The organism is Microbacterium sp. GCM10027623 (assembly GCF_042666935.1).
GTDB lineage: Bacteria > Actinomycetota > Actinomycetes > Actinomycetales > Microbacteriaceae > Microbacterium.
Genome location: NZ_JBHTHE010000001.1, coordinates 320,229 through 344,122 on the forward strand (window position 1 = coordinate 320,229; position 23,894 = coordinate 344,122).

A 23,894-nucleotide genomic window follows, 5' to 3' on the forward strand; every position below is an offset into this window, starting at 1 on the left:
GACTGTCGCCGGGACGCATCGCCCCGGGCCACGGCCGCACCTCAGTGCGTGTACTCCATGAGGTCGGTTCCGAGGATGCGGAACGCGTCATGCGCGCGCAGGCGGTGGCTGATGGACAGGTCGTCGAAGCACACGGTCAGGGCGTAGGCCACGCCCGCACGCGGTCCGGCGAGGACTCCGGCTTCGGCGCGCACGCCGCGGTCGCGGCCGGTCTTGTTGATGAACAGCAGACCATGCGCGTCGTGCTCGTGCGCGAACGGGTCCAGCCCCGTGGAGGCGGCGACGAGGCTCAGATCGTGATTCAGGCTCAGCCACTCCGACACCTGCGCGCTGACTCCCGCGTCGACGACCGACGAGTTCACCAGGGCGGCGAACAGGGTGGCGAACTCGCGTGTCGTGCCGACCGCGACATGCGGCGCGTCATCGGGTCCGCGCTTGTCGCGGAAATGATCGAGCACGGCGCTGCGCGGCATCCCGAGGCTGACCATCCGTGCGCGCACCTGATCGTGTCCGACCGCGTCGAGCAGCGCGTTCGCCGCGTTCGGGTCGCCGGTGGCGGCCGCGAGAACCGCGAGGTCGATCATCGGCAGCGCGGGGGCGCGCAGATTCCGCCAGAGCCCGGATCCCGCGACCAGCTCGTCGGCGGAGCGGTCGACGATCTGCAGCGGGTCCATCGTGCCGGCGTCCAGGGCGGCCGCCGTCTCGACGAGCACGGGCACGAACCCGAGCCCGGCGATGGGCAGCGGCACGTGGTCGTCGCCGGCGAGCACCGTGCGCTGGGTGTCGAGATCGGCGACGTGCACCGACACCTGCGCGCCGGACTGGGCCAGTTCTTCCAGGGCCCGCAGCGTGGGGGTGAACGAGCGCCTTCCGGCCGCTGCGCGACGAGGTGTGCGACGTCCGCCGCGATGCGAGCGACGCGATGCGGTCGCCATCTCGTCGACAGGCGCACCGGGCGTGCCGTCGGAGGGCTCGGGCGCCTGACCGGGGTGAGAGCTCACGCGTGATTCCTCACGGGATGGGGGAAGCGACGGTGTCCGGGTGGCACGCGAGGGGGGATGCCGCCCGACCGTCCCGGCTATCGTAACCCCGCCGATCCGATCTCGGACCGGCGGGATCACGACGCGTTCACCAGATCGTGACGCGCTGGTCCTCGGGCAGGTGCAGGGCGTCGCCCTCGGTCACGTCGAACGCCCGGTAGAACGCGTCGATGTTGCTGAGGATCTGGTTGCAGCGGAACTCGTTCGGCGAGTGCGGGTCGATCGTCAGCAGTCGGATCGTCTCCGCCTCGCGGCTCTTCTGCTGCCACACCTGCGCCCACGACAGCAGCAGGCGCTGGACGCCGGTGTAACCATCGATGACGGGCCCCTCGACCGGTTCCGAGACCGACGGGTCCTTGCGGAGCGAGAGCTCGTACGCCTTCAGCGCGATGCCGAGGCCGCCGAGGTCGCCGATGTTCTCACCGATCGTGAGCGCGCCGTTGACGTGGTTCTCCTCGCTGAGGCCGAGGGGCACGAGCGCGTCGTACTGGGCGATGAGCGCCTTGGTGCGCTTCTCGAACGCGGCGCGGTCCTCGTCGGTCCACCAGTCCTGCAGGCGTCCGTCGCCGTCGTAGCGGCTGCCCTGATCGTCGAAGCCGTGGCCGATCTCGTGGCCGATGACCGCGCCGATGCCGCCGTAGTTCGCAGCCGCGTCGCGGTGCGGGTCGAAGAACGGATACTGCAGGATCGCCGCAGGGAACACGATCTCGTTCATCAGCGGGTTGTAGTACGCGTTGACCATCTGCGGCGGCATGAACCACTCGTCGCGGTCGATGGGCTCGCCGACCTTGGAGATCTGACGGTCGTGCTCGAAGACCGTCGCGCGGCGGGCGTTGCCGACCAGGTCGTCGGCGGCGATCTCGACGCCGTCGTAATCGCGCCAGACCTCGGGATGGCCGATCTTGGGACGGAAGGTGGCCAGCTTGTCCAGCGCCTTCCTGCGCGTCTCCGCCCCCATCCACTCGAGCTTCTCGATGCTCTGGCGGTACGCCTCGATGAGGTTGGCGACCAGTTCATCCATGGCGGCCTTGGACTCGGCGGGGAAGTGCCGCTCGACGTAGATCCTGCCGACGGCGTCGCCGAGCGAGCCCTCGACCAGCGAGACGCCCCGCTTCCAGCGCTCGCGGACCTCGGGGGTCCCGGTGAGCTCGGTGCCGTAGAACGAGAAGTTCTCGTCGACGAGGGCTTCCGGCAGGTAGGCCGCGAGGCCGTGCACGATCTTGGCGCGCAGCCAGGCCTTCCAGTCGTCCAAGCGGTCCTCGACGAGCAGCGAGCCGAGTCCTTCGAAGAAGCTCGGCTGGTACACGACGACCTCGTCGAACGCGTCCGCGTTGGCGACGCTCACCGCATCGCGCCACGGCGCCAGGTCGATGCCGACGAGCTGCTGGAACTCGGCCCAGCTCTTCAGGTTGTAGGTCTTGACCGCGTCACGCGATTCGACGTTGTCCCAGTGGTGCGAGGCGATCTCGTGCTCGAGGCCGAACGCGCGATCGGCGATTCCCGCGGGGTCGTCGATCTCCGCGAGCGCCAGCAGTCGCTCCAGGTGCGCGCGGTACGCGGCACGGGTCTCGGCGAAGCTGTCCTGACGGTAGTAGCTCTCGTCGGGCAGCGACAGGCCGGCCTGTACCGCGAAGGGGACGTACCGCTCCGGGTTGCCGGGGTCGGGTTCGACGAACACGCCGATCAGCGCGGCGATGCCCTCGCGGTCCAGGGTGCCGATGGCGGTGAGGAAGGACGGGATGCTGTCGATCGCGTCGACCTTCGCGAGCTGCTCCCGCAGAGGCGTGAGACCGAGTGCCTCGATGCGCTCGGTGTCCATGAAGCTGGTGAACAGGTCGCCGACCTTGCGGGCGAGGGTGCCGGGCTCGGCATCCTGCGATTCCTCGATGATCGCGCGGACGTCCTTCTCGGCCTGCTCGGCGAGCAGATGGAAGGAGCCCCAGCGCGCCTTGTCGGCAGGAATCTCGGCGGACTCGAGCCACGCGCCGTTGACGTGGCGGTAGAGGTCGTCCTGGGGACGGATGGAGGGGGTGAACTCGGAGACGGCGAGGCCGGAGGGCAGAACGTCTGTCATGCCTGCAAGCCTATGCTCCTGCGCCGACATGACGCGCGTGCCGACGCTCCGTCTGCGCACCCGTCGCAGCGGCAGCCCGCGCGCGCCTCAGCGGCAGCCGGCAGGCACGGCCTCCCCGGCGAAGCGGTCTGCGCTCCACGCGAAGGCGTCCGCGATCGCCGGCGACTCGGCCTCCACGAGCCCGAGGTGGCCGAGGCCGTCGTAGCCGCGGAAGTCGACCGTTCCCCCCTCCGCGCACAGCTTCGTCGCGAAGGCGGATTGCATGCCGAAGTCGACGAGGTCGTCCGCCCTGCCCTGCCCGAGCAGGATCGGTCCGGGAGCGACGGGCGGAGTGTTCTGCCGCAATCGCTCGCCCAGCGCGCCGGTCGTCGGATCGGCCGCGAGGATGTTCGGATCGTCGACCAGCGCGAGCAGCGCCAGCACCGACACGAACGTCTCGGGAGAGGCCAGGCAGCGTCCGGCCATCTGCTGCACCGTGACCTCGGCGCCGGGGCGGATATACCGGCGGAAGGAGACATCGGGATAGCCGGCACTGTAGGCGGAGATCACGAACGAGGCGAACACGCTGCCTCCGGTGGCGTCCGGCAGACGTTCGACGAGGCCGATCAGATCGGATGCCGGCGCCAGTGCGACCGTGCCGGACAGTGGCACGTCCGGGGCGTAGTCCGCGGCGATGGCGGCGGACCAGAGCGCCGCACCGCCGCCCTGCGAGTGCCCCCACGCGACGGTGCGATCGGCGAGGTCGGCGCCCTCGAGCTGACGCGCCGCGCGCACGGCGTCCAGCTCGGCCCTGGCGCTGTCCTGCCCGATCAGGTACGGATGCGGCCCCTCGGTGCCCAGGCCGATGTAGTCGGTGGCGATCAGCGCCCAGTCCTGCGCGATGACGTCGTCGAGCACGTAGAGGGCGCCTGAGCCGAACGGATCGGATGCCAGCGAGGGCGCGCACGCGCGGGCGAAGCCCGTGGTGCCGTGGTGCCAGGCGATGACCGGATGCCGTCGTCCGTTCGCGGGAGCGACGACCAGCCCGCTGGCGATCGCGGCGCTGCCGTCTCCGTGCGTGGTCGTGTAGAGGATGCGCCATCCGACGGCGCCGTCGGGCACGCCGCGGGTGAACTCCTCGGCGCGGATGAGCTGCCCGGGTTCGGAGGGCACTGTGCGCGGGGCGACGTAGAAGTCGTCGACGACCGGGGTGCCGCCGCGCAGGGCGATGCTGGTCACCACGGCGGCCGCAGCGAGCGCGACGGCGCAGACGGCTCCGATGGTGCGCGTCCATCGGCGCGCTGCGGTGTCGCGCCGGAAGGCTCGCGGACGGCGGCCACGGCGGGCGCGCAGCATCCGCAGCAGCGCCGCCGCCCCCGCGATGGCGAGTGTGGCCCCGAACGTCACCGCGACGACCAGCAGGGTGATGTCGGGCCAGACGATGGCGAGGAGACCGAACACGACGCCCGCCGCGCCCAGCAGCACCTCGGCCACGCGCCGGTCGAGCGTGCGATCGCGCGCGACGATCGCGCTGACGCCGAGTGCTCCGCGCACGATCAGCACGGCACCGACGATGATCGCGAGCGCGCGGACGGTCAGCCCGGGAAGAACCAGCACGACACCGCCCGTGACCACCAGCACCGCGCTCATCAGCATCCGGACACGACCGGCGCGCACGACGGGCACGACCAGCTCGAGCGCACCGCCGAGCACCAGGCCCGCTCCGATCAGCAGCGCCAGCACGCCGAGTGCGGTGGTGGGGCGCACGACGAGCACGACGCCGAGCACGACCGCCGCGATCGCGAGCACGGCCACGATCGGTTCCGGCATCCGCCTCACGAGTCGGATCAGCGCGGGATCCGCGCGGCTGCCGGATGCCGGGGACGGGGACGGGTCCGATGCCACGCCGCCAGCCTAGTCAGAGACGCCTCCCCGTCGCGGTGACGACCTGCCCTCGACCGGCTGCCACCGCACGTCGAGTGTCACCCGGTCGCCGGGTTCGAGCAGTCGCAGCGGGCTGAGCGCCTCCAGCTCGACGTAGCGCGCTCGAGCGCTCATCCCCTCGAGTCCGGGAAGGGGGCGGTCCACGGGTGTCTGCATCCACAGCTGCACGGGCGAGTCGTCGGCGTACTCGGCTCCCGTCGTCGTCGCGAAGGACATGCGCACGCCGCGCCCGTCGGCGTGCACGAGCTCGGCGATCCCGGTGGCGCCGGGGAAGCCCAGCTTGCCGACCGCCGCGCAGAACTGCGCGCTCACCGTGCCGGCGTCACGGCTCCAGCCGATGGAGCCGATCGGATCGTGGAGCACGACCGGTCGCGCCTGTCCGGCCACGCGCACGTGGATCCCAGCGTGATCGGATGCCAGATCATCGGCGCCGAAGGGGAACTGGGCGACCTCCCAGACCGCCCAGCGGGCGGCAGGGCCCGAGACGTTGACCAGTGTGCTGCGGACGACGAGCGCGCCCGGCTCCGCCCTCAGCTCGCGCTCGATGCGCAGACCCGTGCGCGGCTCGGTGCCGCTGCGCAGCCGGACGAAATCACGGCCGCCGTCCAGCACCCGGTACGGCCCGGAATCCAGCACCCCGTCCGGCGGCCCCGGCCATCCCCCACCGGCCCCGGCCTGCGGTGCCGGCCAGGTCTTGTCGCCGCCCCAGTTCTGCCACTGCCCGAACCCGGCTCCGAGCGGCGGGCGCGCGACCGGCTGCCGGGTCCGGAGCTCGTCGTCCAGCAGCTCGGGGTCACGCCAGAGCACCTCGCGGCCGTCGAACCGCAGCGACAGCATCCGTCCCCCGAGCTCCGGGACGATCGCAGCCCGCACGCCGCCCGCCTCCAGGACAACCGGTGACACCCTCACTCCCGCCGGTCGCGATGGAACAGCAGCGATTCCGGAAGGCTCGTGGCGAAGTAGTCGGTGCTGCCGTCCTCGTGCACAGCCACCGGCGGCACGTGCACCGGGCGGTGCTCGCCCAGGCTCTGCGGCGGATCGATCCGGGGCAGGCCCAGCGCCGAACGCGCCGCATCCCAGGCGGCGAGCGCCCGACCTTCACCGCCCTCCCAGGGCTGGAACTGACGGGAGTTCATCCATTCCAGCGCACCCGCGGGGTCGCCGGTCGACCGCAGCAGCTCCGCGTAGACGATCGCGAGGTCGTCGCGCCTGTCCACCAGCGGCAGCGCCGCCTGCAGCCGTGCCAGCCGGTCCCGAGCGGGATGCCCGAGCTTCGCGGCGAGCTGGTCCTGCTCCGAGAGCAGCCGGGGGTCGTGCGGATCCGCCGCGCGCGCCTGCTCGTACCGACGCCAGGCGAGCGCATCGTCGTGCGTCACGTTGTAGGCGGCGAGTCCGGCGTTGCGGAGGATCACGGGATCATCGGTTCCGCTGTCGACGGCGCGCTCCCACAGCGCCGCGGCCTCCGTGCGGCGTCCCTCCTGGTAGAGGAGTTCCCCGAGCAGGCCCGCCGCCACCGGGTCGCCGGGTTCGGCGTGAAGCGCGGAGACCAGAGCGTCATGGGCATCGAGGCCGGACGGGAAGGCCCATCGTCGATCGGCGTCCCTGGCCTCCTGACGCGCGGTCGCCGCGTCGTCGCGCCGCCCGAGCCGCACGAGCAGCGCCGCACGCAGGTAGTGGGCGACCGGAGCGGCGTTGCCCGCCGGACCCGCCGGTGCGAGCGCGGCGGAGCGCAGCACCGAGATCGCCGCCGGGGTCTCACCGAGGTGATCCAGGTCCACGGCGAGGTCGAGCAGCCGCAGCCCGTCCGTCGGCAGCGAGCCGTCGGCGAGGTGTCGGATCAGATCGTCGGGAACGCCCCGGGCGATCTCCTCCCTCAGCATCCGGTCGGCCGCCTCCCGATCCCCTTCGCGGCGCGCGAGGACGACACGCAGTGCGGTCAGCCGTGGCTCCACGCCGTCCAGCGCCGCGTCGTCCGCGTCCCTCCGGGCCAGAGCGGTCCTGCCCTGACGGGCGAGCAGGCAGGAGGCTTCGAACGTCGCCGCCCGATGCCATGCCCCGTCCCACGCGGCGCGCCCGAGCGCCTCCAGCGCCTCTTCCTCGCGGCCGAGCCTGAGGAGCACGAGACCGAGCAGGTAATAGGGCTCGGTGTCGCGCAGCCGCTCGTTGCGCGCGGTCTGCCGCACGATCGAGATCCGCAGGTGCTCCTCGGCGAGCGCGTACTGTCCGCTGCGGTACGCGCGCCAGGCCAGGGCCAGCCGGGAGCGGGAGTCTCCCGGATCCCGGCGGATCGCCTCCTCCCAGTACGGCGCGGGCAGACGCGTGGGGTGACGGTACTGCTCCAGGTGAAGCCCGGTCAGGTAGAGCTCGTCGACGGTCTCGGTGTCCTTCGGCAGCGGCGGCACCGTCGCGAGCCACGGCTCCTCCTCGCTCGGCCGGCACAGGCGCCACTCCAGCACTGTGCGCGGGCCCTCGCTGAGTTGCACGCGCACGTCGCCGGCATCCGTGCCGTCGGAAAGCCGGACCAGCCGCACGTCGACCTGCCCCGGCTCGAGCGCCACGTCGTGCGCGCCGAGCCGGTCACCGTCCACCGACACCCGCACCGTGACCTGCATCGGACGCGTCACGGCCGTGCGCACCGAGACGACGCCGGGCTCGTCGAAGGAGACATGCACCGCGGCATCCTCGTTCGCCTGATGGGCGATGCCGATGGCGGGGATCGGGAACCACACCTGCCGCATCCGCTTGACCTCACCGGGGCGCAACCACGTGAAATCGGGCTGGTTGTCGGTGTACACGCCCGCCATCAGCTCGACGTACGGTCCGTCGCCGTCGGTCAGGTGCCGATCCCACGCGTGTCCGAACGGCGAGTCGCCCCAGGTCCACTGCTTCTTCCCGGGTGAGACGCGCCGGTCGGCCCAGTGCACGACGCCGGCGCCGGCCGCGTGGTCGTAGCCCCCGAAGAACTCCCCCTTCGTCTCGACCACCATGTACGAGGTGGGCACGGGGATGTTCGCGTACCGGTCGATCCGATCGGCGCCGGGCGTCTCCCGTCCGCGTGCGGCGTAGTCGACGCCGTAGTAGGGCCGGTCCGCCGCGGGGAAGGAGGTGAGGGCCCGGCGGGCGTGGTCGGCGACGAACCCGACGTCCTGCGGGAAGAAGGACTGGTAGTCCTCGTGCACGCGCACCGCCGCGTTCGCCCACCACAGGAAGGTCTGCGGCTGCTCGGTGCGATTGTGGAACGTGCCGATGATCTCGACCACCGACCGGTCGGCATGCAGACGGATGCCGTGCATGCCGTTCATCCTCGCGAACGGATCGTGATCACGGCACCAGACCGTCGCCGACCCGTCGTCGCCGAGCACGAGATCGGCGTCGGTGGGGAGATAGGTGCCTGGCCGATGGTGCTGCGGCCAGTTGAACTCGACTCCCCCGCTGATCCAGGGCCCACCCAGTCCCACCAGTGCCGGCTTGATGACGTGGTTGCGGTAGAAGAAGTCGTATCCGGTGGTCTTGTCGTAGCCGGTGTAGATGCGTCCGCCCAGCTCGGGCAGGACGGTCACCCGGATGTAACGATTCTCGAGGTGCACGGCCCGCCAGGCGTGGTCCACGGGCTGACGCGCCACACCCTCCACGAAGGGCATCGGATAGACCCGCCCGCTCGAGCCCTGGTACACGCGATTGTCGAGGTACACCGGGAACCGCACCGGCTCGTCCGGCTCGTAGGTCGGCAGAGTGAGCACGGACTCCCAGACGATCGCCTCGCCGGCATCCAGCCGTGCCTGCAGCGCGGCGGGGGGACGCGCATCGCGCTCATCGCGCACCGGGCGCACTCTCTCTTCCGGCACGGTCTCCTTGCGGGGCATGTCGCGGCCACCTTCCTTTGTCGAATCCTCTGAGCGGGCATGATCGACACCGCCGCCCGGCGGCGTCATCCTGCGCGTGCTCACCCTGCTGGTGTCAGCACCAGCACTTCTGCATCGGGAGCCCAGGCGAACGGCACCCGCAGCCCGAGCGCGGCGGCCGACGCCGCCGTCACCGTCTCCCCCGTCGCATCCACCCGGTAGGCGACGTCGGGCGCGAGCCCGGCGGGATGCACGCGCGGGAACTCCCGATCCCTGGTGCGATCGCGGTCGCTGTCGAAGACGAAGACCACCGCCCGGGGATCCTCCGCCGGCCCGCAGAACGTGACGGTGTACAGGTCGCGGTCGGGCGCCCCCGTGGTTCGGACGGTGCCGTCCTGCACGATGCGGCGGATGTCCTTGTACACCGCGGTCATGCGCGCGGCCTCGGCGCGCTCCGTGACCGACCAGGCGAGCAGGTCGGATCCGATGCCGAGAACGCCGCACATCGACACCGCGAACCGATAGCCGAGCGAGACCGCACGCCGGTCCCGATGGCCGTTGTCATCGCTCACCCACGAGCTCATCGCCCACGCCGGGTACGCGCTCAGGTAGCCGTCCTGGATCACCAGCCGGTCCCGCGCCCCCACCTGGTCGCTCGGCCAGACCACATCCGAGACGGCCAGAACCGCGTTGTCGATGCGCCCGCCCCCTGACGCGCAGGCCTCGACGACGACCTCGGGGTATTCGCGTCGCAGCATGTCCATCACGCGGTGATAGCCGCGGGCGTGCTGCACCGGCCACTCGCGTCCGTGCGGATCGTCGGCGCGGCCGCCGTCGGAGACGGTGCGGTTCATGTCCCACTTCAGGTAGTGGATGCGGGCGGAGTCCAGCGCCTCGCGCAGCATGTGCTCGACCCACTCGATGACCTCGGGGCGGCCGAAGTCGAGCACGTACTGGTTGCGGACGGTCAGCAGCGGGCGCCCCTCGGCGCGGTGGATCCAGTCGGGATGCTCCGCGAAGAGCATGCTGGCGGGGCTGACCGCCTCCGGCTCGACCCAGAGCCCGAAGTCCATGCCGAGTTCCGTCACCAGGTCGGCGAGCTCGGCGAGTCCGTGGGGGAACTTGCCGGGGTCGGGCGTCCAGTCCCCCAGTCCCGCCCTGTCGCTGCTTCGTCCGAGGAACCAGCCGTCATCGACGACGAAGGTCTCCACTCCGAGGTCGGCCGCCAGGCGCGCGAGCTGCGACTGGTGCCGCACGGTCACGTCGAACTCGGTCGCCATCCAGGAGTTGTAGACGATGGGTCGTCGGATGTCGCGGCGCAGGGTGCGCTGGTACTCGTGCCAGCGCTGCGGCAGTTCGGCCACGCCCTCGGCACTGAAGACACCGAGACTGTCGGGGGATTCGAACCGCTCCCCCGGCAGCAGGGTCACAGTCGTGGTGCCGTCGTCCACTCCCGCCGAGACCCGCACGTGCTCGCCGACGGACGAGGAGGCGACCTGCATCCGCCACGATCCGCTCCACGCGAGCGCGATGCCGTACCCGGCCACGGGTGCGGAGCGGGGCGCGTGCTCGTGGTCGTCGAGACCGGTGACGGCGACGACGGGGCTGAACCGCAGCCCGGTGATGCCGTCGCTGCTGCCGATCGAGAACGTGCCCCAGTCGAGGTCGATGCTGCGGCGCTGGAACTCCCTCGCCCAGGAGCCCGCCAGGTACTCGACCCGTGCACGCTGGCCGATCGGCAGGTTCCATCCCGCCGAGAACGCCCGCGGAAGGGTGATCGCATCCGGGCCGCCGTTGACCAACAGGATCCGCCGGGCCACCACATCGTGGGCGCGAGAGGTGCGGTATCTCACCTCGAGGCGCAGCGTCGTGGTCTCATCGACCGCGGTGAGCACCAGCTCGTCGCCGGCGGCATCCGTCATCACCTGCGCGGAGGGATCGAAGGTCCAGATCGCTCCCGTGCCCGCGTCGCCGCGGTCGACGCGGAGCTCGCTGAAGGCGGTGTGACGCTGTCCGTCCGACGCGTACTCGAGCGGGAGCGCATCCGTCTCGGTGATGTGGCTCAGCACCCGATGCGACTGGTCGTACCGGGGCACCGCCTCCAGCGGCGCACCCCAATGATCCAGCACGGCATTGCGCCCGTCGGAGGTGAGACTGATCACGTACTGCGTCCGAGCGGTGCGGAGCGTCCACTGAGGCCGGACCATCTACTTGCCCGATCCGATCGCGAGCCCCGACACGAACTGCTTCTGGAACACGAAGAACACGACGGCGGTGGGGATGGCCGCGATCACGGCACCCGCCGCGACCACGTTCCACTGGCTGACGAAGCCGCCCTGGATGTTCAGCAGCTCGGCGGTGATCGGGAACTTCGACTCGGTGCGCAGCACGGTGAGCGCCCACAGCAGGTCGTTCCAGACCCAGGTCGTGGCGAGGGCTGCGAGCGCGGCGAGCGACGGGCGGCACAGCGGCATCGCGATCTGCAGATAGGTGCGCAGGGGGCCCGCGCCGTCCACCCTGGCCGCCTCGAAGATCTCGCCGGGCAGCGAGCGCATGAACCCGTGCAGCACGAACGTGTAGAAGCCCAGCCCGAACGCGACCTGCACGATGATCAAGGCGAGCAGCGTGTCGGCGATGCCGAGGCTCTCGCAGATGCGTGCGACGGGGATCAGCAGGATCTGCGGTGGCAGCAGGTTGCCGGCCAGCATCACCAGCAGCACCGCGCGCCGCCCGGGGATGCTGTGCCTGCTCAGCGCGAACGCCGCCCAGGATGCCAGCAGCAGCGAGAACACCACGGTGAAGCCGGTGACGACGACACTGTTGATCAGCGCCTGCCCGCCGCCGAGTCCGTCGCGGAACACGGTCACGAAGCCCTCCAGGGTGAAGGACTGCGGCAGCGACCCCAGCCCGTTGGAGGTCAGGTCGGCGAACGTGCGGAAGGCCACCAGGACGACGAACGCGAGCGGCAGGATCCAGAGGATCGCGATCGGCGTCATGACGACGTGGAAGATCCAGTGTCTGCGGCGGCGGCGCATCGGCGGCGTGGATGCCGAGGGGGCGGGTGCCACCGGAGCGGCGACGGTCGTTGCGCTCATCTCAGTCCTCCTCCCTCGAGGCGCGCACCAGGTATCCGATGATGAAGAGAATGGCCAGCAGGAAGATCACGACGGCGATCGCCGAGCCGTATCCGAGATCCACCACGCTGAAGCTCGTCTGGTACATGTACGTCGACAGCAGCTGCGTCGAGTTGTAGGGGCCACCGCGGGTCATCGCCCACACGATGTCGAAGGTGCGCAGCGAGTCGATCACGGTGACGGCGAACACGATCGAGCTGACCCCCTTCAGCTGCGGCATGACGATGCGCCAGAATCGCTGCCAGGGGCTGGCGCCGTCGACGGCGGCGGCTTCCTCCAGGGCGGGGTCCACGCCCTTCAGCCCGGCGAGGTAGAGCACCATGATGTAGCCCACCTGCCGCCACACCGCCGCGATGAGCACCGCGTATAGCGCCAGGTCCGGGTCGGCCAGCCACTGCTTCTCCCAGCTCTCCAGCCCCACCAGGCCCAGGAAGGTGTTGACCGCGCCGTCCGGCTGATACAGCAGTCGCCAGAACAGGCCGGTGACGGCGAGCGAGAAGACCATGGGCAGGTAGATGGCGCTGCGGTAGAAGCCCACTCCGCGGCGCGGCTTGTTCAGGGCGACGGCGAGTGCGAGCCCCAGGGCCACCGACGCGCCACCGAATCCAACCACCCAGATCACGTTGTTCACGAACGCGGTGCCGAACACCGGGTCGGTGAGCAGGTTCTCGAAGTTCTTCAGGCCGACGAACTCCGGCGCCCCCGCCCCGTTCCATCGCGTGAGCGAGATGTAGAAGCTGTTGACCGCCGGCCAGAAGACGAGCCCGAGTTCGACGAGAAGCGGGATGAGCAGGAACGCCCACACCAGTGGGGGAACCCGTCGGGGTCCTCGGCGCCTGCGTCCCGTCGTGATCAGGGACGTGGCGTCGTCCGTCCGACCGGCGGTCATCACCGTCACGCGTCGAAGACCCGCTCGGCGGCCGTCTGCCATTCCTTGAGGATGGCGTCGACGTCCTTGGGCTGCGCGAGGAACCTCGTCAGCGCGGCATCCGCCGTCGTCTGCAACGCATCCGACGAGTCACGGTTGAAGAACTGCGTGATCTGCTCGGTGTCGTTCAGCATCTCCAGCCCCTTCTTCACGAGCGGCGAGAACTTGCTCGTGTCGACGTCGGGCGAGGTGGGGAGGTTGGAGGACTGCGACGCCTCGATGAACTGCTGCTGCGATTCGGGACTGGCCAGGAACGAGAGGAACTCCTTCGTCGCCTTCGGGTCCTTCGTCTTGGCGCTGGCGAAGTAGCCGTCGGTGGGCGCCTCCTCGGCACGCGGGATCGAGGGGTCGATGACCGGGACGGTGAAGAAGTCGAGGTCGTCGGGGTCGCCGGTGGTGATGTTCTGACTGATGAACGCACCGGTCAGGTACATGGCGTCCTTGCCCTGCACGAGCGGGGTGACCGCGTCCTGCCAGGCGTACGAGGCCATGTTCGGATCGAAGTACGGCACGAGCTGCGCGTAGTAGGACATCGTCTTGCGCACCTCTGCGCTGTCGAAGGAGTGCTTTCCTGCGAGGAGCTCCTTATGGAAATCGGCGCCGTTGACGCGCAGGTTGAGGATGTCGAACCACCCCGACGCCATCCACGGCGTGGATCCGATGCCGTTGGCCAGCGGGTGGATGCCGTCCTTCTTGAGCTTGTCGCAGAGCGAGATGAACTCGTCCCACGTCGTCGGCGGCTGCACGCCCCACTCCGTGAAGTGCGACTTCAGGAAGAACACGCTCCACCAGTAGTAGTTGGTGGGCATGAAGATCTGCTTGCCGTCATCCGCGGTGGAGAGGTCCTTCAGCGCCTTCGAGTAGCCGGATGCCGCGCCCGATCCCTCCCAGAGATCGGAGATGTCCAGCAGCAGTCCCTTGCTCGCGTAGTCGCGCGCGACGGAGCCGGCGTACCAGGTGAGCACGTCGGGCGGATTCGCGGAGGTCAGGTAGGTCGACAGCTGCGCGCGGAACTGCTCGATGGCGACCGTGTTGAGGGTGACCCCTCCCGATTTGTAGCCGGCGACGAGCTTCTCGAGCGCCTTCTTCGGTGCGGGATCGGAGAGCGAGGACTGCAGCACGATGCCGCCTCCGCCGCCCCCACCGCCTCCGCCGCCGCTGGGGCCGGTTCCGCCCGTGGCGCACGACGAGAGCAGCAGTGCTCCCGCGCCCAGCGAGCTCACCAGGAACCCGCGCCGTGACATCTCCCACTTATCTGCCATGATCGTCCTCCTCGACGACGGCCGGATCACTGCTGTGACCGGCGTTGGATGAACAGCTCGTTGCACTCCTGCTGGAGTGCGGTCTCCCCCCACATCGGATGGTGAGGTGCGGCGTTCGAGCACACGAGTGTGCCCCACGCACCCACCCGCGCCGACTCCGCGACGGCGAAGCGGCAGTACGCCGCACCGACCGGTCCTTCTTCGAACCAGCTGCGCAGCGGCGTGTAGCCCACCCATCCCTCACCCAGCACCAGGGGGATTCCGCGGGCCGCGGCGGCATCGGCGGCGACATCGAGCCAGATCGACAGCACGCGGTGCATCTCGACGCGGTGGCTCTCGTACCGCTCGTACAGGTAGCGGTCGAAGGCCTCGGCATCCATCCAGTCGTGCATGAAGATCTCGGGCTTGCCGACGATGGTCGCGTCCATCTTCCATGCCGTCTCGGCCGGCAGCACCCACGAGGTGGCCTCCGGGGCTCCGGCGCGCAGCAGTCCGGCGGCGTCGACCGCCTCCCGCGGGAAGTCGGCGAGCGCGCCGCGCAGATCGAACGCCTGAGTCACCTCGTCGAGCACCCCGTAGACGTACGGGTGCACGACGATGACATCGACCTCGGCCGGGATGGCACGCATGGCGCCGACCGGCACCCGTGCGTAGTTCACGGTGACGGGCACGTCCGGCTGCAGGTCGTGGAAGCGGCTGATGCCGCGGCTCAGCCGCGGCTCGATGGCGATGACGCGCGCGGTCTCGTCGCCCACGTCCAGACCGTCGGCGAGGTGGCCGGTGGTGACCTCGTTGTGCAGCTCGACGAAGGCGACCCGGTCGTCCAGACCGCGCTCGCGCAGGTAGTCGATCATCCCCGAGAACGATTCCGCGAGCCGCTCCGCGCGGCGCTCGGGATCGACCGCGTCCAGCGCACGCCACCACCTGTCGTCGGTCGAGAACGACGCCGACTGCTGGTACTCCCAGGATGAGAGGATCACGAACAGGCCGTGGCGCCGGCACGCCTCGAAGAGCTCCACGAGCAGCGCGCGGCCGTCGAAGCGCGTCGGCGACTTCACGTCGTACCAGCGCACGCCCTGGGCGTACTCGCCGCCGAGCCGGTCCAGCGAGACGTCCGAGGTGTCGAGACCCGAGCCGAACAGCAGGAACGGCATGGCGCAGATCCGGATGGTGTTGTATCCGCGCTCGACGGCTGCGGCGGCCGCGGCGTCCAGATCCGCGAACGGCTCCCCCTCGCCCGTGCGCACGTACCAGGAGAAATCCCAGAGGGTGATCGTGAGAGCACCGGGCAGATGCGGGGCCGGCGGGACCGGAGAATACCGCCCGAGCTGACTGTCTGCAGTGACCATACGGGAATGGTAGGCACCTCGCCGGGACGGGTTGAATGTCTGTTCCTTCGGAGAAACCTGGATGATCCTCTGATCCTGCACTAGAGTCGCCGCATGCTCGTCCGCGACGGATTCCCGGGTCAGCGCCTACGGGTGCTGCCCGTGCCGATCACGTCAGCCGCGCTCGCGGCGCCCATCACCGACCGCCTGCTCGTGACCGACGCGGGGTTCTTCCCGCATGCCGTGGACCACGGCCGCGTGCGGCCGTCCGGTGCCGAGCAGACCATCGTCATCATCTGCACCGCCGGTGAGGGACGCGTCGTCCTGGAGGGCACGGCGCACCGTGTCACCGCCGGCGACGCGGTGATCATCCCCGCGCGCCGACCGCACATGTACGTCGCCCATCAGACCGATCCGTGGAGCATCTGGTGGATGCACGTGGCGGGAGAGGACGTCGCCGGCCTGCTGCCCGAGCCGGCTGATCGTTCGGCCTCGCCGGTGCTGCGCCTGCATGACGTCTACGCCGCGACCGCCCTGATCACGCAGGTGGTCGAGAAGCTCGACGTCGACGACACGGCCGCCTCGCTCTACGAGGCCTCAGGGGCGGCCTGGCATCTTCTCGCGCATCTGCGGGCGGACCGACTGCGTGGCGGCAGCGGACCCGGATCCCGCGTGCACGCCGCGATGGCGTACCTCCGGGAGAACCTGGGGACCAGGGCGGGCGTCGCGGAACTCGCCGAGATGGCGAACCTCAGCCCGTCGCACTTCGCCGCCCTGTTCAAGTCGACGACGGGCATGGGCGTGATCGAGTACCTCACCCGCCTGCGCAGCGCTCGGGCCCGCGAACTGCTGCTGACGACCCGCCTGAGCGTGCAGGCGATCGCGGCCGCTGTCGGCTACACCGACCCGTACTACTTCTCCCGGCAGTTCCGCCGGGTCAACGGCGTCTCCCCCCGCGCGTTCCGCGCCGGGCATCTGGAAGAGGTCATGGAACGGGCCCAGAGGGAGTCCCTGGGACCGCTGCCCTGATCGGTACCGGGCGAACCGGCGCCTGTGTCAGCGGCGCAGCCAGCGCCACAGACCGCGTCGCGCGACGGCATCCGTCGTCTCCGCAACCGTGTCATCCGGCTGCGGATTCGCCGCGGCGGCAGCACGGCGCGCCCTCCAGGCCGAGATCTCGACCTCCACATCCCGGGTCCTCGTGACCACGGGCGGTCCGCCGAGCAGCTGACGCCGCGCCGCGATCACGCGACGGTTGAAGTCCTCGACGACCTCGCGCACGTCGTCCTCGCCCGCCAGCAGATCGAGCTCGTCGTCCAGACCGCGATCCTCGTTGCGCAGCAGCAGCGCGGGCGGACCCAGGCCGGAGAGGTTCTCGGTCTCGATCTTGCGACGGATCCACCAGTCCGGGTCGTGATGCGTTCCGAGCCCCTCGATGGGCTTGCCCGCGCCGGGCAGATCGTCGAAGTCGCCGCGCCGGATCGCCAGCTGGATCGCCGTCTCGACGAACTCCGCCTTGTTCTGCGCGTTGAGCGCCATGGGCGGCTTGTCCTGCTCCACGTCATTCGGATCCTGCGTCGGCTCGGTCATCTGCACCTCCGATACCGACAGCCTAAACCGCGGTCAGAGCAGGCGGTCGGTCAGAGTGACGACCAGGTCGGCGCGGCTCGCCGTCGCACCGATCAGCTCGGCGTTGCGCTGATCACTGCCGAGTGATCGCTCCTTGGCCTCTTCGGGCGACCGGCCGTAGCGCTCGTGCCTGGCGATCAGCTGGGCGATCCGCTGCGGTTCGTCGGGTGCGAGGAACCAGACCTCGTCGATCGTCTCCCGTGCACGCGTCCACGCCGGCCCGTCGAGGAGCAGATAATTCCCCTCGGTCACGACCAGCGGCACCTCCGGCCGCACCGGGATGGCCGAACCCACCGGTTCCTCCAGATCGCGGCGGAACTGCGGGGCGTAGACGACGCCCTCGACCCCCTGATCCGCGCGCACCCGCTGATCGCGCAGCCGCGTCAGCAGAGCGGCGTAGCCCCAGCCGTCGAACGTGTCGTGTGCTCCCTTGCGCTCGAGGCGGTCCAGCAGCACCAGCTCCCGGTTGGCGAGGTGGAATCCGTCCATCGGCACGAAGACCGCCGTCTCGGGGCCGAGCTCGTCGACGAGCCGCTCCGCGAGCGTGGATTTGCCCGCCCCGGGCGCGCCCGTGATGCCGAGCAGCGCGCGTCGCCCCTGCCCCGCCAGCGTCGTCGCTCTCTCGACGAGCTGCGCGAACGACAGCTCGACCCCTTGCACAGTGTTCACTCGACTCCTCATGCCAACGGCGTTCGTACCAAGGGGACCTCGGCGATGGCCGACAGCCACGAGCGCGGCCCCACGAGGGTGCACCGCACGGCCGCGACCCTCGACGCGAAGACGATGATCGCATCCAGCGGCAGACCTCTCGCCGACGCGAAGGCATATGCTCCGTGGAACACGTCACCGGCTGCCAGCGTATCGACCGCCGCGACGGCCTCCGCGGCGATGACACCCGCATCATCGCCGCGCCACCACCGAACCGGGTTCGCACCGTCGGTCACCACGACGGTGAGCGCACCCATACCCGCCAGCTGTGCCGCGGTGTCCTCGGAGCTCGAGGAATCCGGCATCCGGAAGTCGGCGGATGCCACCACGTCCGACGCCGCGCCGATCACATCCGGCATCGATGGCTTCCAGCGGCCGGCGTCGACGATCACCCGGATGTCCGCGGACCGCGCGGCGCGCGCGACGCCGACCGAGACGGCGGGATGGTGACCGTCGACGAGCACGACATCCGCGCCCGCGAGCACGGTGCGGAGGGCGTCAGCCGCTGGCGCAGGGGCCTGCATGCCCAGCGCGTCTGCGCCGACCACCGCACGGTCGCCGTTGGATTCGGTGACGATGACCGACGACACGGGAGCGCTCCCCGAGAAGTCCGGATGCACGTCGATCACCTCGACCCCGACCTCCCGCAGCTCGCCCGTGATCGCCCGCGCCACCGGCGAGCTGCCGAGCGCGGTCACCAGGGTCGCGTCACCACCCAGAGCGGCGAAGGTGACGGCGGCATTCGCGGCCGGCCCGCCGGCGGCGATGAACTGGGCGGCGGCGGTGATCTTCTGGTTGCCCGACGGCGGGGCGGCGACCCGGTGGACCACGTCGAGCGTCGCCAACCCGGCGAACACTCCGCGCGGACGCGGTTCACTCACCTCCGGCCGCCTCGCGATCGGTCGGACGCTCGGCGCCGGTCATCAGGGCGACGACCTCGGACATGCTGCGTTCGCGCGGATCCACGACCGCGGCGCGACGGCCCAGGCGGTGCACGTGGATCCGGTCGGCGACCTCGAAGACGTGCGGCATGTCGTGGCTGATCAGCACGACCGGGATGCCGCGCTCGCGGATCGACCTGATCAGCTCGATGACCTGACCGGACTCGCGCACGCCCAGCGCCGCCGTCGGCTCGTCCATGATGATGACGCCGCGGCCGAATGCCGCTGCGCGAGACACGGCGACGCCCTGCCGCTGGCCACCGGACAGGGTCTCGACCGACTGGCTGACCGACTTGATGCCGATCTTCAGCTCCGAGAGGTGCCTGGCCGCCTCGGCGCGCATCGCGGGCATGTCCAGTCGTCGCAGCACCGTGCCCAGGAAGCCCTTGCGTCGCACTTCGCGACCCAGGTAGAGGTTCGACGCGATGTCGAGCGCCGGGATCACCGCCAGATCCTGGTAGACGGTCTCGATGCCGTGCGCGCGGGCGTCTCCCGTGCTGCGGAAGTTCACCACCTCGCCGTTCATCCGGATCTCGCCGGCATCCGGCACGACCGCACCGGCGAGCGCCTTGATGAGGCTCGACTTGCCGGCGCCGTTGTCGCCGATCACGGCGAGCACCTCGCCGTCGCGCAGATCGAAATCCGCGCCGTTGATGGCCGTCACGCTGCCGTAGCGCTTGACGAGTCCGCGGGCCTGCAGTGCCATCGGCCGTGGGACGACCTGATCGTTCGCACTCATGTTGATCTCTCCTCCGGTCTTCTAGCGCGTCGTCTTGCGGCGCATGAACTGGTCGACCGCGACGGCCACGATCACCAGCACACCGGTCGCGATGTTCTGGTAGAGGTTGTCGACCCCGGCGAGGGTGAGGCCGTTGCGCAGCACTCCCACGATCAGTGTTCCGATGAGCGTGCCGAGCACACCACCGCGCCCGCCGAACAGGCTGGTGCCGCCGATCACGACGGCGGTGATCGTCTCGAGGTTGGCGTTCTGATAGGCGTTCGGGTCCGCGTTCGGGATGCGGCCGAGCGCCGCCCAGGCGGCGATCATCGCGATCACCCCCGAGACGAGGTAGACCGAGAAGATCACCCGGTCGCTGCGCACGCCCGACAGCTTCGCCGCCGTCGGATTGCCGCCCACGGCGTACACGTGCTTTCCCCACGCCGTCTGCGTGAGCGCGTACCCGACGATGACGTACACCAGGAGCATCGCGACCACGCCGTAGGTGGTGACGAAGCTGCCGATGTGGAAGGTCGTGCCCAGGAACGTGAGGAGGGCATCGCTCACCTGGAAGGTCTGCGAGCCGGCGTAGAGATGGGTGATCGCGACGATCGCGGTGAACGTGCCGAGCGTGACGATGAAGGGGGGCAGTCTGAGCACCGTCACCAGGCCGCCGTTGAGCGAACCCAGCACGACGCAGACCACCAGGGTGGCGAGCAGGGCGGTGACCGGCCCCATCGCGCCGGCCATCTGCGCCATCACCACCGTGCCGAGCACGGCGATGGCGCCGATGGACAGGTCGATCCCGGCCGTCAGGATGATCAGAGTCTGGGCGACGGCGAGGATGCCGATCACGACCGACTGCTGCAGGATCAGCGAGATGTTCCCCGCCGCCAGGAAGCGGGGAGAGATGATGCCGAAGGCGATGATCGCGACGATCAGGGCGATGCTCGCACCGAAGACCGGTGCACGCACGATGGAGGACACCGCGCGCTGCACGACGGAGTCCTGCTGCGGGGGCGTCGGCGACTGCGTCGCCATGGTGGGAGTGGTCATTGTTCTCTCATCTGCTCGGCGGGCGGAGCGGGCAGAGCGCCCGCCCCACCCGGATCGATCGGGGAGGGTCGCTCAGCCCCAGCAGTTCTCGGCACCCCAGGCGGTGTCCTTGGATTCCAGGCCGTCCATCGGCTTGTCGGTGATCAGCACCGAGCCGGTGTCGTTGAACCCGGCCTTGGGCTTGGTGCCGTCCTTGGCGAACGCGACGATCGCCTTGACGCCCTCGTCGGCCATCTTCGTGGGGAACTGCATCACGGTCGCCCCGATGACGCCGTTCTTCACGTTCTCGACCCCGGTGCACGAACCGTCGATCGAGCCGATCACGATCTGATCCTGCTTGCCTGCCGCCTTGATCGCGGCGTAGCCGCCGGCCGCAGCGGGCTCGTTGATCGTGTACACCGAGTTGGCGTCGGGCACCCGCTGGAGCAGGTTCTCCATCGCGGTCTGGGCCTTGGTCTGGTCGCCGTTGGTGTTCTCCATGCCGAGCACCTCGGGCGACTTCTCCGTCAGTCCCATGCCCTTCAGGAATCCGTCGTGCCGGAAGGTGTCGACGGTGCCGCCGGGAGTGCCGTCGAGCATCAGGAGCTTCGGAGCCTCGTCGCCGAGCGCCGCCTTGACCCAGGAGCCCTGCGCCACGCCTGCGGCGAGGTTGTCGGTCGCGAAGGTCGCGTCGACGGCGTCCTCGGGGTCGGTGGCCGTGTCCAGCGCGACGACGAGGATGCCCTGGTCGCGCGCCTGCTTGATCGCCGCGAGGATGCCGGAGGACGAGTTGGGCGTGATCATGATGCCCTGCACGCCCTGGCTGATCAGGTTCTCGATCGCGGAGACCTGACCCTCGTTGTCGCCGTCGAACGCACCGGCGAGCGCGATCAGCTCGGCGCCGTTCTCCTCGGCCGACTCCTTGGCCGATTCGCGCATCTTGACGAAGAACGGGTTCGAGTCGGTCTTCGTGACCAGTCCGATCTTGACGGTGTCGCCCGACCCGCCCGATGCGGGCTCGTCGGTGGCACCGGAACTGCATGCTGTGGTGCCCATCAGCACCGCGGTCGCCGCGAACGCCGTCGCGATCACCAGCATCCGCTTGGAAAACCTGCGATTCATGAGAACTCCTTCGATCTCCTCTTGGCCGGGCTACTGCACCCACGGTCACGATACAAAGACGAAAGCGCTTGCGCAAGCGCTTTCGCGATTCCGTGCCGAAGTGTTAGCGTGAGCGTGTCGTTGACAGCATCCGTAAGAAGGGCGACCCGACGTGGTGACCATGAGTGAGGTGGCGACGCATGCCGGAGTCTCTCTGAGCACGGTGTCGCACGTGCTGAACAAGACCAGGCCGGTCAACGACAGCACCCGTGAGCGCGTCGAGAAGGCGCTGCGCGAACTCGGCTACCGGCGCAACGACGCGGCGCGGACGCTCGCCGGGGGTCGCTCCCACGCCATCGGAGTCGTGATCTCCGGTCTCACGAACCAGTACTTCGGCCCGCTGCTGCACGCGATCGAGCGCCGCATCTCCGCCGAGGGATACATTCTTCTGCTCGGCGACAGCCACGACGAGGCCACCCGCGAGCGACTCGTGATCGACTCGTTCCTCGGGCGCAGTGTGGACGGCCTGATCGTGGCGCCCTCCGCCGGCTTCGCCGACCAGGCGGCGGACGCGGTCACCGCCGGCAACACGCCGATGGTGCTGATCGACCGCGCGCTCGACATCGGCTGCGACCAGGTCACGCCCGAGAACCGCGCCTCCACCGCGAAGCTCACCTCGCACCTGATCGAGCACGGTCACCGCCGCATCGGCGCGATCGTCGGTCTCGCCGGACTGGACTCCAGTGCCGAGCGCCGGGCCGGATACCTGGACGCGCTGACGGCCCACGGCATCGATCCCGACCCCCGCCTGATCATCGCCGGTGAGTCGAACCAGGACCATTCGCGCGCCGCCGTCGAGCAGCTGCTCAGCCTGGACGACCCGCCCACGGCTTTTCTGACCCTGAACAACGCCATGACCATCGGCGCGATGCGGGCCATCTCGGAGTTCGGCCTGCGCATCCCCGAGGACATCGCCCTGGCGTGCTACGACGACTTCGAGTGGAGCGACCTGTTCAGTCCCGGTCTGACCGCCATCGCCCAGAACGTCGAACGCATGGGCCGGGAGGCCGTCGATCTGCTGATCCGTCGGATCGAGGGCGACGCCTCGCCGTTCGAGCACCGCATCGTCGACACCGCATTCCGCCGGCGCACCTCGTGCGGCTGCGCCTGACCGTCGCCCCCGCCCTGACCGAGAGGACCCCATGCCCATCGCCACGCCCGAGACGTACGCGGCCATGATCGACAACGCCAAAGACCGGGGTTTCGCCCTGCCGGCGATCAACGTGACGAGTTCGCAGACCCTCAACGCCGCCCTGCAAGGGTTCGCCGAGGCCGAGAGCGACGGCATCATCCAGGTCTCCCTCGGCACCGCGCTCTACCTCTCGGGTGCGCAGGTGCAGGCCAGGGCGATCGGCTCCAAGGCCCTCGCGGCGTACGCGCACGAGGTGGCGCAGCGGTACGGCGTGACCGTGGCGCTGCACACGGATCACTGCCCCGCGCAGCATCTGGACGACTGGGTGCGCCCGTTGCTGGACGATGCGATCGCGCGCCGCACCCGCGGGCTCGATCCCCTGTTCCAATCGCACATGTGGGACGGCTCGGCCGTGCCGCTGACCGAGAACCTGCGGATCGCCGACGAACTGCTGCAGCTCAGCGAGCGGGCGCAGACGATCCTCGAGATCGAGGTCGGCGTGGTGGGTGGCGAGGAGGACGGCATCTCGCACGACATCAACGACGACCTGTACTCCACCGTCGAGGACGCCCGTGCGACCGTGGCCGCCCTGGGCACCGGCGAACGCGGCCGGTACCTGACCGCGCTGACGTTCGGGAACGTGCACGGGGTCTACAGCCCTGCCTCCGTGCATCTGCGTCCCGAGCTGCTCGGCGAGATCCAGTCCGCGATCGGTGCGGAGACCGGACGCGACCGGCCGTTCGACCTGGTCTTCCACGGCGGGTCCGGGTCGAGCCCCGAGGAGATCTCGGATGCCATCTCGCACGGCGTCGTGAAGATGAATATCGACACCGACACCCAGTACGCGTTCACGAGCTCGATCGCCGGCCACATGATGTCCAACTGGAACAGGGTGCTCAAGGTCGACGGCGGCTACGGCGACAAGAAGGCGTACGATCCGCGCAGCTGGGGCACGCCCGCCGAGGCCGCCATGGCGGCCCGGGTGGTGCGAGCCGCGGAAGAACTGGGATCGGCGGGCAGGGCGTTGCGCTGACACGTC

At 69.9% G+C, this 23,894-nt stretch carries 19 protein-coding genes; 3 read left to right on the plus strand and 16 right to left on the minus strand.

The window, feature by feature from the left end; translation table 11 throughout:
* Nucleotides 1-41: 41 nt before the first annotated feature.
* The 10 genes from ACFQY2_RS01445 to ACFQY2_RS01490 form a co-directional block, all read right to left on the minus strand.
* Complete coding sequence (locus tag ACFQY2_RS01445; protein ID WP_378743826.1) at nucleotides 42-1,001, minus strand: serine hydrolase; 960 nt, start codon at nucleotides 999-1,001, stop codon at nucleotides 42-44.
* A gap of 127 nt (nucleotides 1,002-1,128) precedes the next feature.
* Nucleotides 1,129-3,114 (minus strand): M13 family metallopeptidase, encoded by a 1,986-nt coding sequence (locus ACFQY2_RS01450; RefSeq protein ID WP_378743827.1) that lies wholly within the window; start codon nucleotides 3,112-3,114, stop codon nucleotides 1,129-1,131.
* Between the two features lie 87 nt (nucleotides 3,115-3,201).
* The gene (locus ACFQY2_RS01455; protein ID WP_378743828.1) at nucleotides 3,202-4,998 is read right to left on the minus strand and encodes a lipase family protein; all 1,797 of its coding nucleotides are present in this window, start codon (nucleotides 4,996-4,998) and stop codon (nucleotides 3,202-3,204) included.
* Nucleotides 4,999-5,007: 9 nt separating this feature from the next.
* The gene (locus ACFQY2_RS01460; RefSeq protein WP_378743829.1) at nucleotides 5,008-5,940 is read right to left on the minus strand and encodes a hypothetical protein; all 933 of its coding nucleotides are present in this window, start codon (nucleotides 5,938-5,940) and stop codon (nucleotides 5,008-5,010) included.
* A 2-nt stretch (nucleotides 5,941-5,942) separates the two neighbouring features.
* The gene (locus ACFQY2_RS01465) at nucleotides 5,943-8,900 is read right to left on the minus strand and encodes a DUF5107 domain-containing protein (protein ID WP_378743830.1); all 2,958 of its coding nucleotides are present in this window, start codon (nucleotides 8,898-8,900) and stop codon (nucleotides 5,943-5,945) included.
* A gap of 80 nt (nucleotides 8,901-8,980) precedes the next feature.
* Nucleotides 8,981-11,041: an alpha-galactosidase gene (locus ACFQY2_RS01470; RefSeq protein ID WP_378743831.1), complete on the minus strand. Its 2,061-nt coding sequence runs from the start codon at nucleotides 11,039-11,041 to the stop codon at nucleotides 8,981-8,983.
* A 45-nt stretch (nucleotides 11,042-11,086) separates the two neighbouring features.
* Nucleotides 11,087-11,974 (minus strand): carbohydrate ABC transporter permease, encoded by an 888-nt coding sequence (locus tag ACFQY2_RS01475; RefSeq protein WP_378743832.1) that lies wholly within the window; start codon nucleotides 11,972-11,974, stop codon nucleotides 11,087-11,089.
* 1 nt (nucleotide 11,975) lies between these two features.
* Nucleotides 11,976-12,944, minus strand: coding sequence for a carbohydrate ABC transporter permease (locus ACFQY2_RS01480; protein WP_378743833.1), 969 nt, complete (start codon nucleotides 12,942-12,944; stop codon nucleotides 11,976-11,978).
* Nucleotides 12,908-14,203 (minus strand): ABC transporter substrate-binding protein, encoded by a 1,296-nt coding sequence (locus ACFQY2_RS01485; protein WP_378743834.1) that lies wholly within the window; start codon nucleotides 14,201-14,203, stop codon nucleotides 12,908-12,910. Before ACFQY2_RS01485 ends, ACFQY2_RS01480 begins: the two co-directional genes overlap by 37 nt.
* Nucleotides 14,204-14,229: 26 nt before the next feature.
* A complete protein-coding gene (locus tag ACFQY2_RS01490) occupies nucleotides 14,230-15,552 on the minus strand; it encodes a cellulase-like family protein (RefSeq protein ID WP_378743835.1) in 1,323 nt (440 codons plus the stop codon).
* Nucleotides 15,553-15,645: 93 nt separating this feature from the next.
* Here ACFQY2_RS01490 and ACFQY2_RS01495 point away from each other — a divergent pair, with 93 nt between their 5' ends.
* Nucleotides 15,646-16,560, plus strand: coding sequence for a helix-turn-helix domain-containing protein (locus ACFQY2_RS01495; protein ID WP_378743836.1), 915 nt, complete (start codon nucleotides 15,646-15,648; stop codon nucleotides 16,558-16,560).
* A 27-nt stretch (nucleotides 16,561-16,587) separates the two neighbouring features.
* On the opposite strand, the gene ACFQY2_RS01500 is transcribed toward ACFQY2_RS01495, so the two are convergent.
* From ACFQY2_RS01500 to ACFQY2_RS01525, 6 genes are all read right to left on the minus strand, one after another.
* On the minus strand, nucleotides 16,588-17,121 hold the full coding sequence (locus ACFQY2_RS01500; protein WP_378743838.1) for a DUF1992 domain-containing protein: 534 nt from the start codon (nucleotides 17,119-17,121) through the stop codon (nucleotides 16,588-16,590).
* Nucleotides 17,122-17,154: 33 nt separating this feature from the next.
* Nucleotides 17,155-17,829, minus strand: a complete 675-nt coding sequence (locus tag ACFQY2_RS01505) for a nucleoside/nucleotide kinase family protein (protein WP_378743839.1) — start codon at nucleotides 17,827-17,829, stop codon at nucleotides 17,155-17,157.
* An 8-nt stretch (nucleotides 17,830-17,837) separates the two neighbouring features.
* Complete coding sequence (locus tag ACFQY2_RS01510) at nucleotides 17,838-18,749, minus strand: PfkB family carbohydrate kinase (protein WP_378743840.1); 912 nt, start codon at nucleotides 18,747-18,749, stop codon at nucleotides 17,838-17,840.
* The gene (locus ACFQY2_RS01515) at nucleotides 18,742-19,548 is read right to left on the minus strand and encodes an ATP-binding cassette domain-containing protein (protein WP_378743841.1); all 807 of its coding nucleotides are present in this window, start codon (nucleotides 19,546-19,548) and stop codon (nucleotides 18,742-18,744) included. Before ACFQY2_RS01515 ends, ACFQY2_RS01510 begins: the two co-directional genes overlap by 8 nt.
* Before the next feature lie 21 nt (nucleotides 19,549-19,569).
* On the minus strand, nucleotides 19,570-20,583 hold the full coding sequence (locus ACFQY2_RS01520; RefSeq protein ID WP_378743842.1) for an ABC transporter permease: 1,014 nt from the start codon (nucleotides 20,581-20,583) through the stop codon (nucleotides 19,570-19,572).
* 72 nt (nucleotides 20,584-20,655) lie between these two features.
* Entirely contained in the window at nucleotides 20,656-21,684 is a 1,029-nt protein-coding gene (locus tag ACFQY2_RS01525) for a substrate-binding domain-containing protein (RefSeq protein WP_378743843.1), read from the minus strand.
* Between the two features lie 160 nt (nucleotides 21,685-21,844).
* On the opposite strand from ACFQY2_RS01525, the gene ACFQY2_RS01530 reads away from it, so the two are divergent.
* Both ACFQY2_RS01530 and fbaA read left to right on the plus strand, forming a co-directional pair.
* Nucleotides 21,845-22,834, plus strand: coding sequence for a LacI family DNA-binding transcriptional regulator (locus ACFQY2_RS01530; protein WP_378745000.1), 990 nt, complete (start codon nucleotides 21,845-21,847; stop codon nucleotides 22,832-22,834).
* A 31-nt stretch (nucleotides 22,835-22,865) separates the two neighbouring features.
* Nucleotides 22,866-23,888 carry a class II fructose-bisphosphate aldolase gene (gene fbaA / locus ACFQY2_RS01535; protein WP_378743844.1) on the plus strand — a complete coding sequence of 341 codons (1,023 nt, stop codon included), beginning with the start codon at nucleotides 22,866-22,868 and terminating at the stop codon, nucleotides 23,886-23,888.
* Nucleotides 23,889-23,894: the final 6 nt, after the last annotated feature.

Excerpts from the sequence above, each read along its gene's own strand:
- ACFQY2_RS01485 (WP_378743834.1), bottom strand. The coding sequence starts at position 14,203 with ATGGCAGATAAGTGGGAGATGTCACGGCGCGGGTTCCTGGTGAGCTCG.
- ACFQY2_RS01465 (WP_378743830.1), bottom strand. The coding sequence starts at position 8,900 with ATGCCCCGCAAGGAGACCGTGCCGGAAGAGAGAGTGCGCCCGGTGCGC.
- ACFQY2_RS01515 (WP_378743841.1), bottom strand. The coding sequence starts at position 19,548 with ATGAGTGCGAACGATCAGGTCGTCCCACGGCCGATGGCACTGCAGGCC.
- ACFQY2_RS01490 (WP_378743835.1), bottom strand. The coding sequence starts at position 15,552 with ATGGTCACTGCAGACAGTCAGCTCGGGCGGTATTCTCCGGTCCCGCCG.
- ACFQY2_RS01530 (WP_378745000.1), top strand. The coding sequence starts at position 21,845 with ATGAGTGAGGTGGCGACGCATGCCGGAGTCTCTCTGAGCACGGTGTCG.
- ACFQY2_RS01520 (WP_378743842.1), bottom strand. The coding sequence starts at position 20,583 with ATGACCACTCCCACCATGGCGACGCAGTCGCCGACGCCCCCGCAGCAG.
- fbaA (WP_378743844.1), top strand. The coding sequence starts at position 22,866 with ATGCCCATCGCCACGCCCGAGACGTACGCGGCCATGATCGACAACGCC.
- ACFQY2_RS01525 (WP_378743843.1), bottom strand. The coding sequence starts at position 21,684 with ATGAATCGCAGGTTTTCCAAGCGGATGCTGGTGATCGCGACGGCGTTC.
- ACFQY2_RS01475 (WP_378743832.1), bottom strand. The coding sequence starts at position 11,974 with ATGAGCGCAACGACCGTCGCCGCTCCGGTGGCACCCGCCCCCTCGGCA.
- ACFQY2_RS01450 (WP_378743827.1), bottom strand. The coding sequence starts at position 3,114 with ATGACAGACGTTCTGCCCTCCGGCCTCGCCGTCTCCGAGTTCACCCCC.
- ACFQY2_RS01480 (WP_378743833.1), bottom strand. The coding sequence starts at position 12,944 with ATGGCAGACGGCCGCCGAGCGGGTCTTCGACGCGTGACGGTGATGACC.
- ACFQY2_RS01500 (WP_378743838.1), bottom strand. The coding sequence starts at position 17,121 with ATGACCGAGCCGACGCAGGATCCGAATGACGTGGAGCAGGACAAGCCG.
- ACFQY2_RS01495 (WP_378743836.1), top strand. The coding sequence starts at position 15,646 with ATGCTCGTCCGCGACGGATTCCCGGGTCAGCGCCTACGGGTGCTGCCC.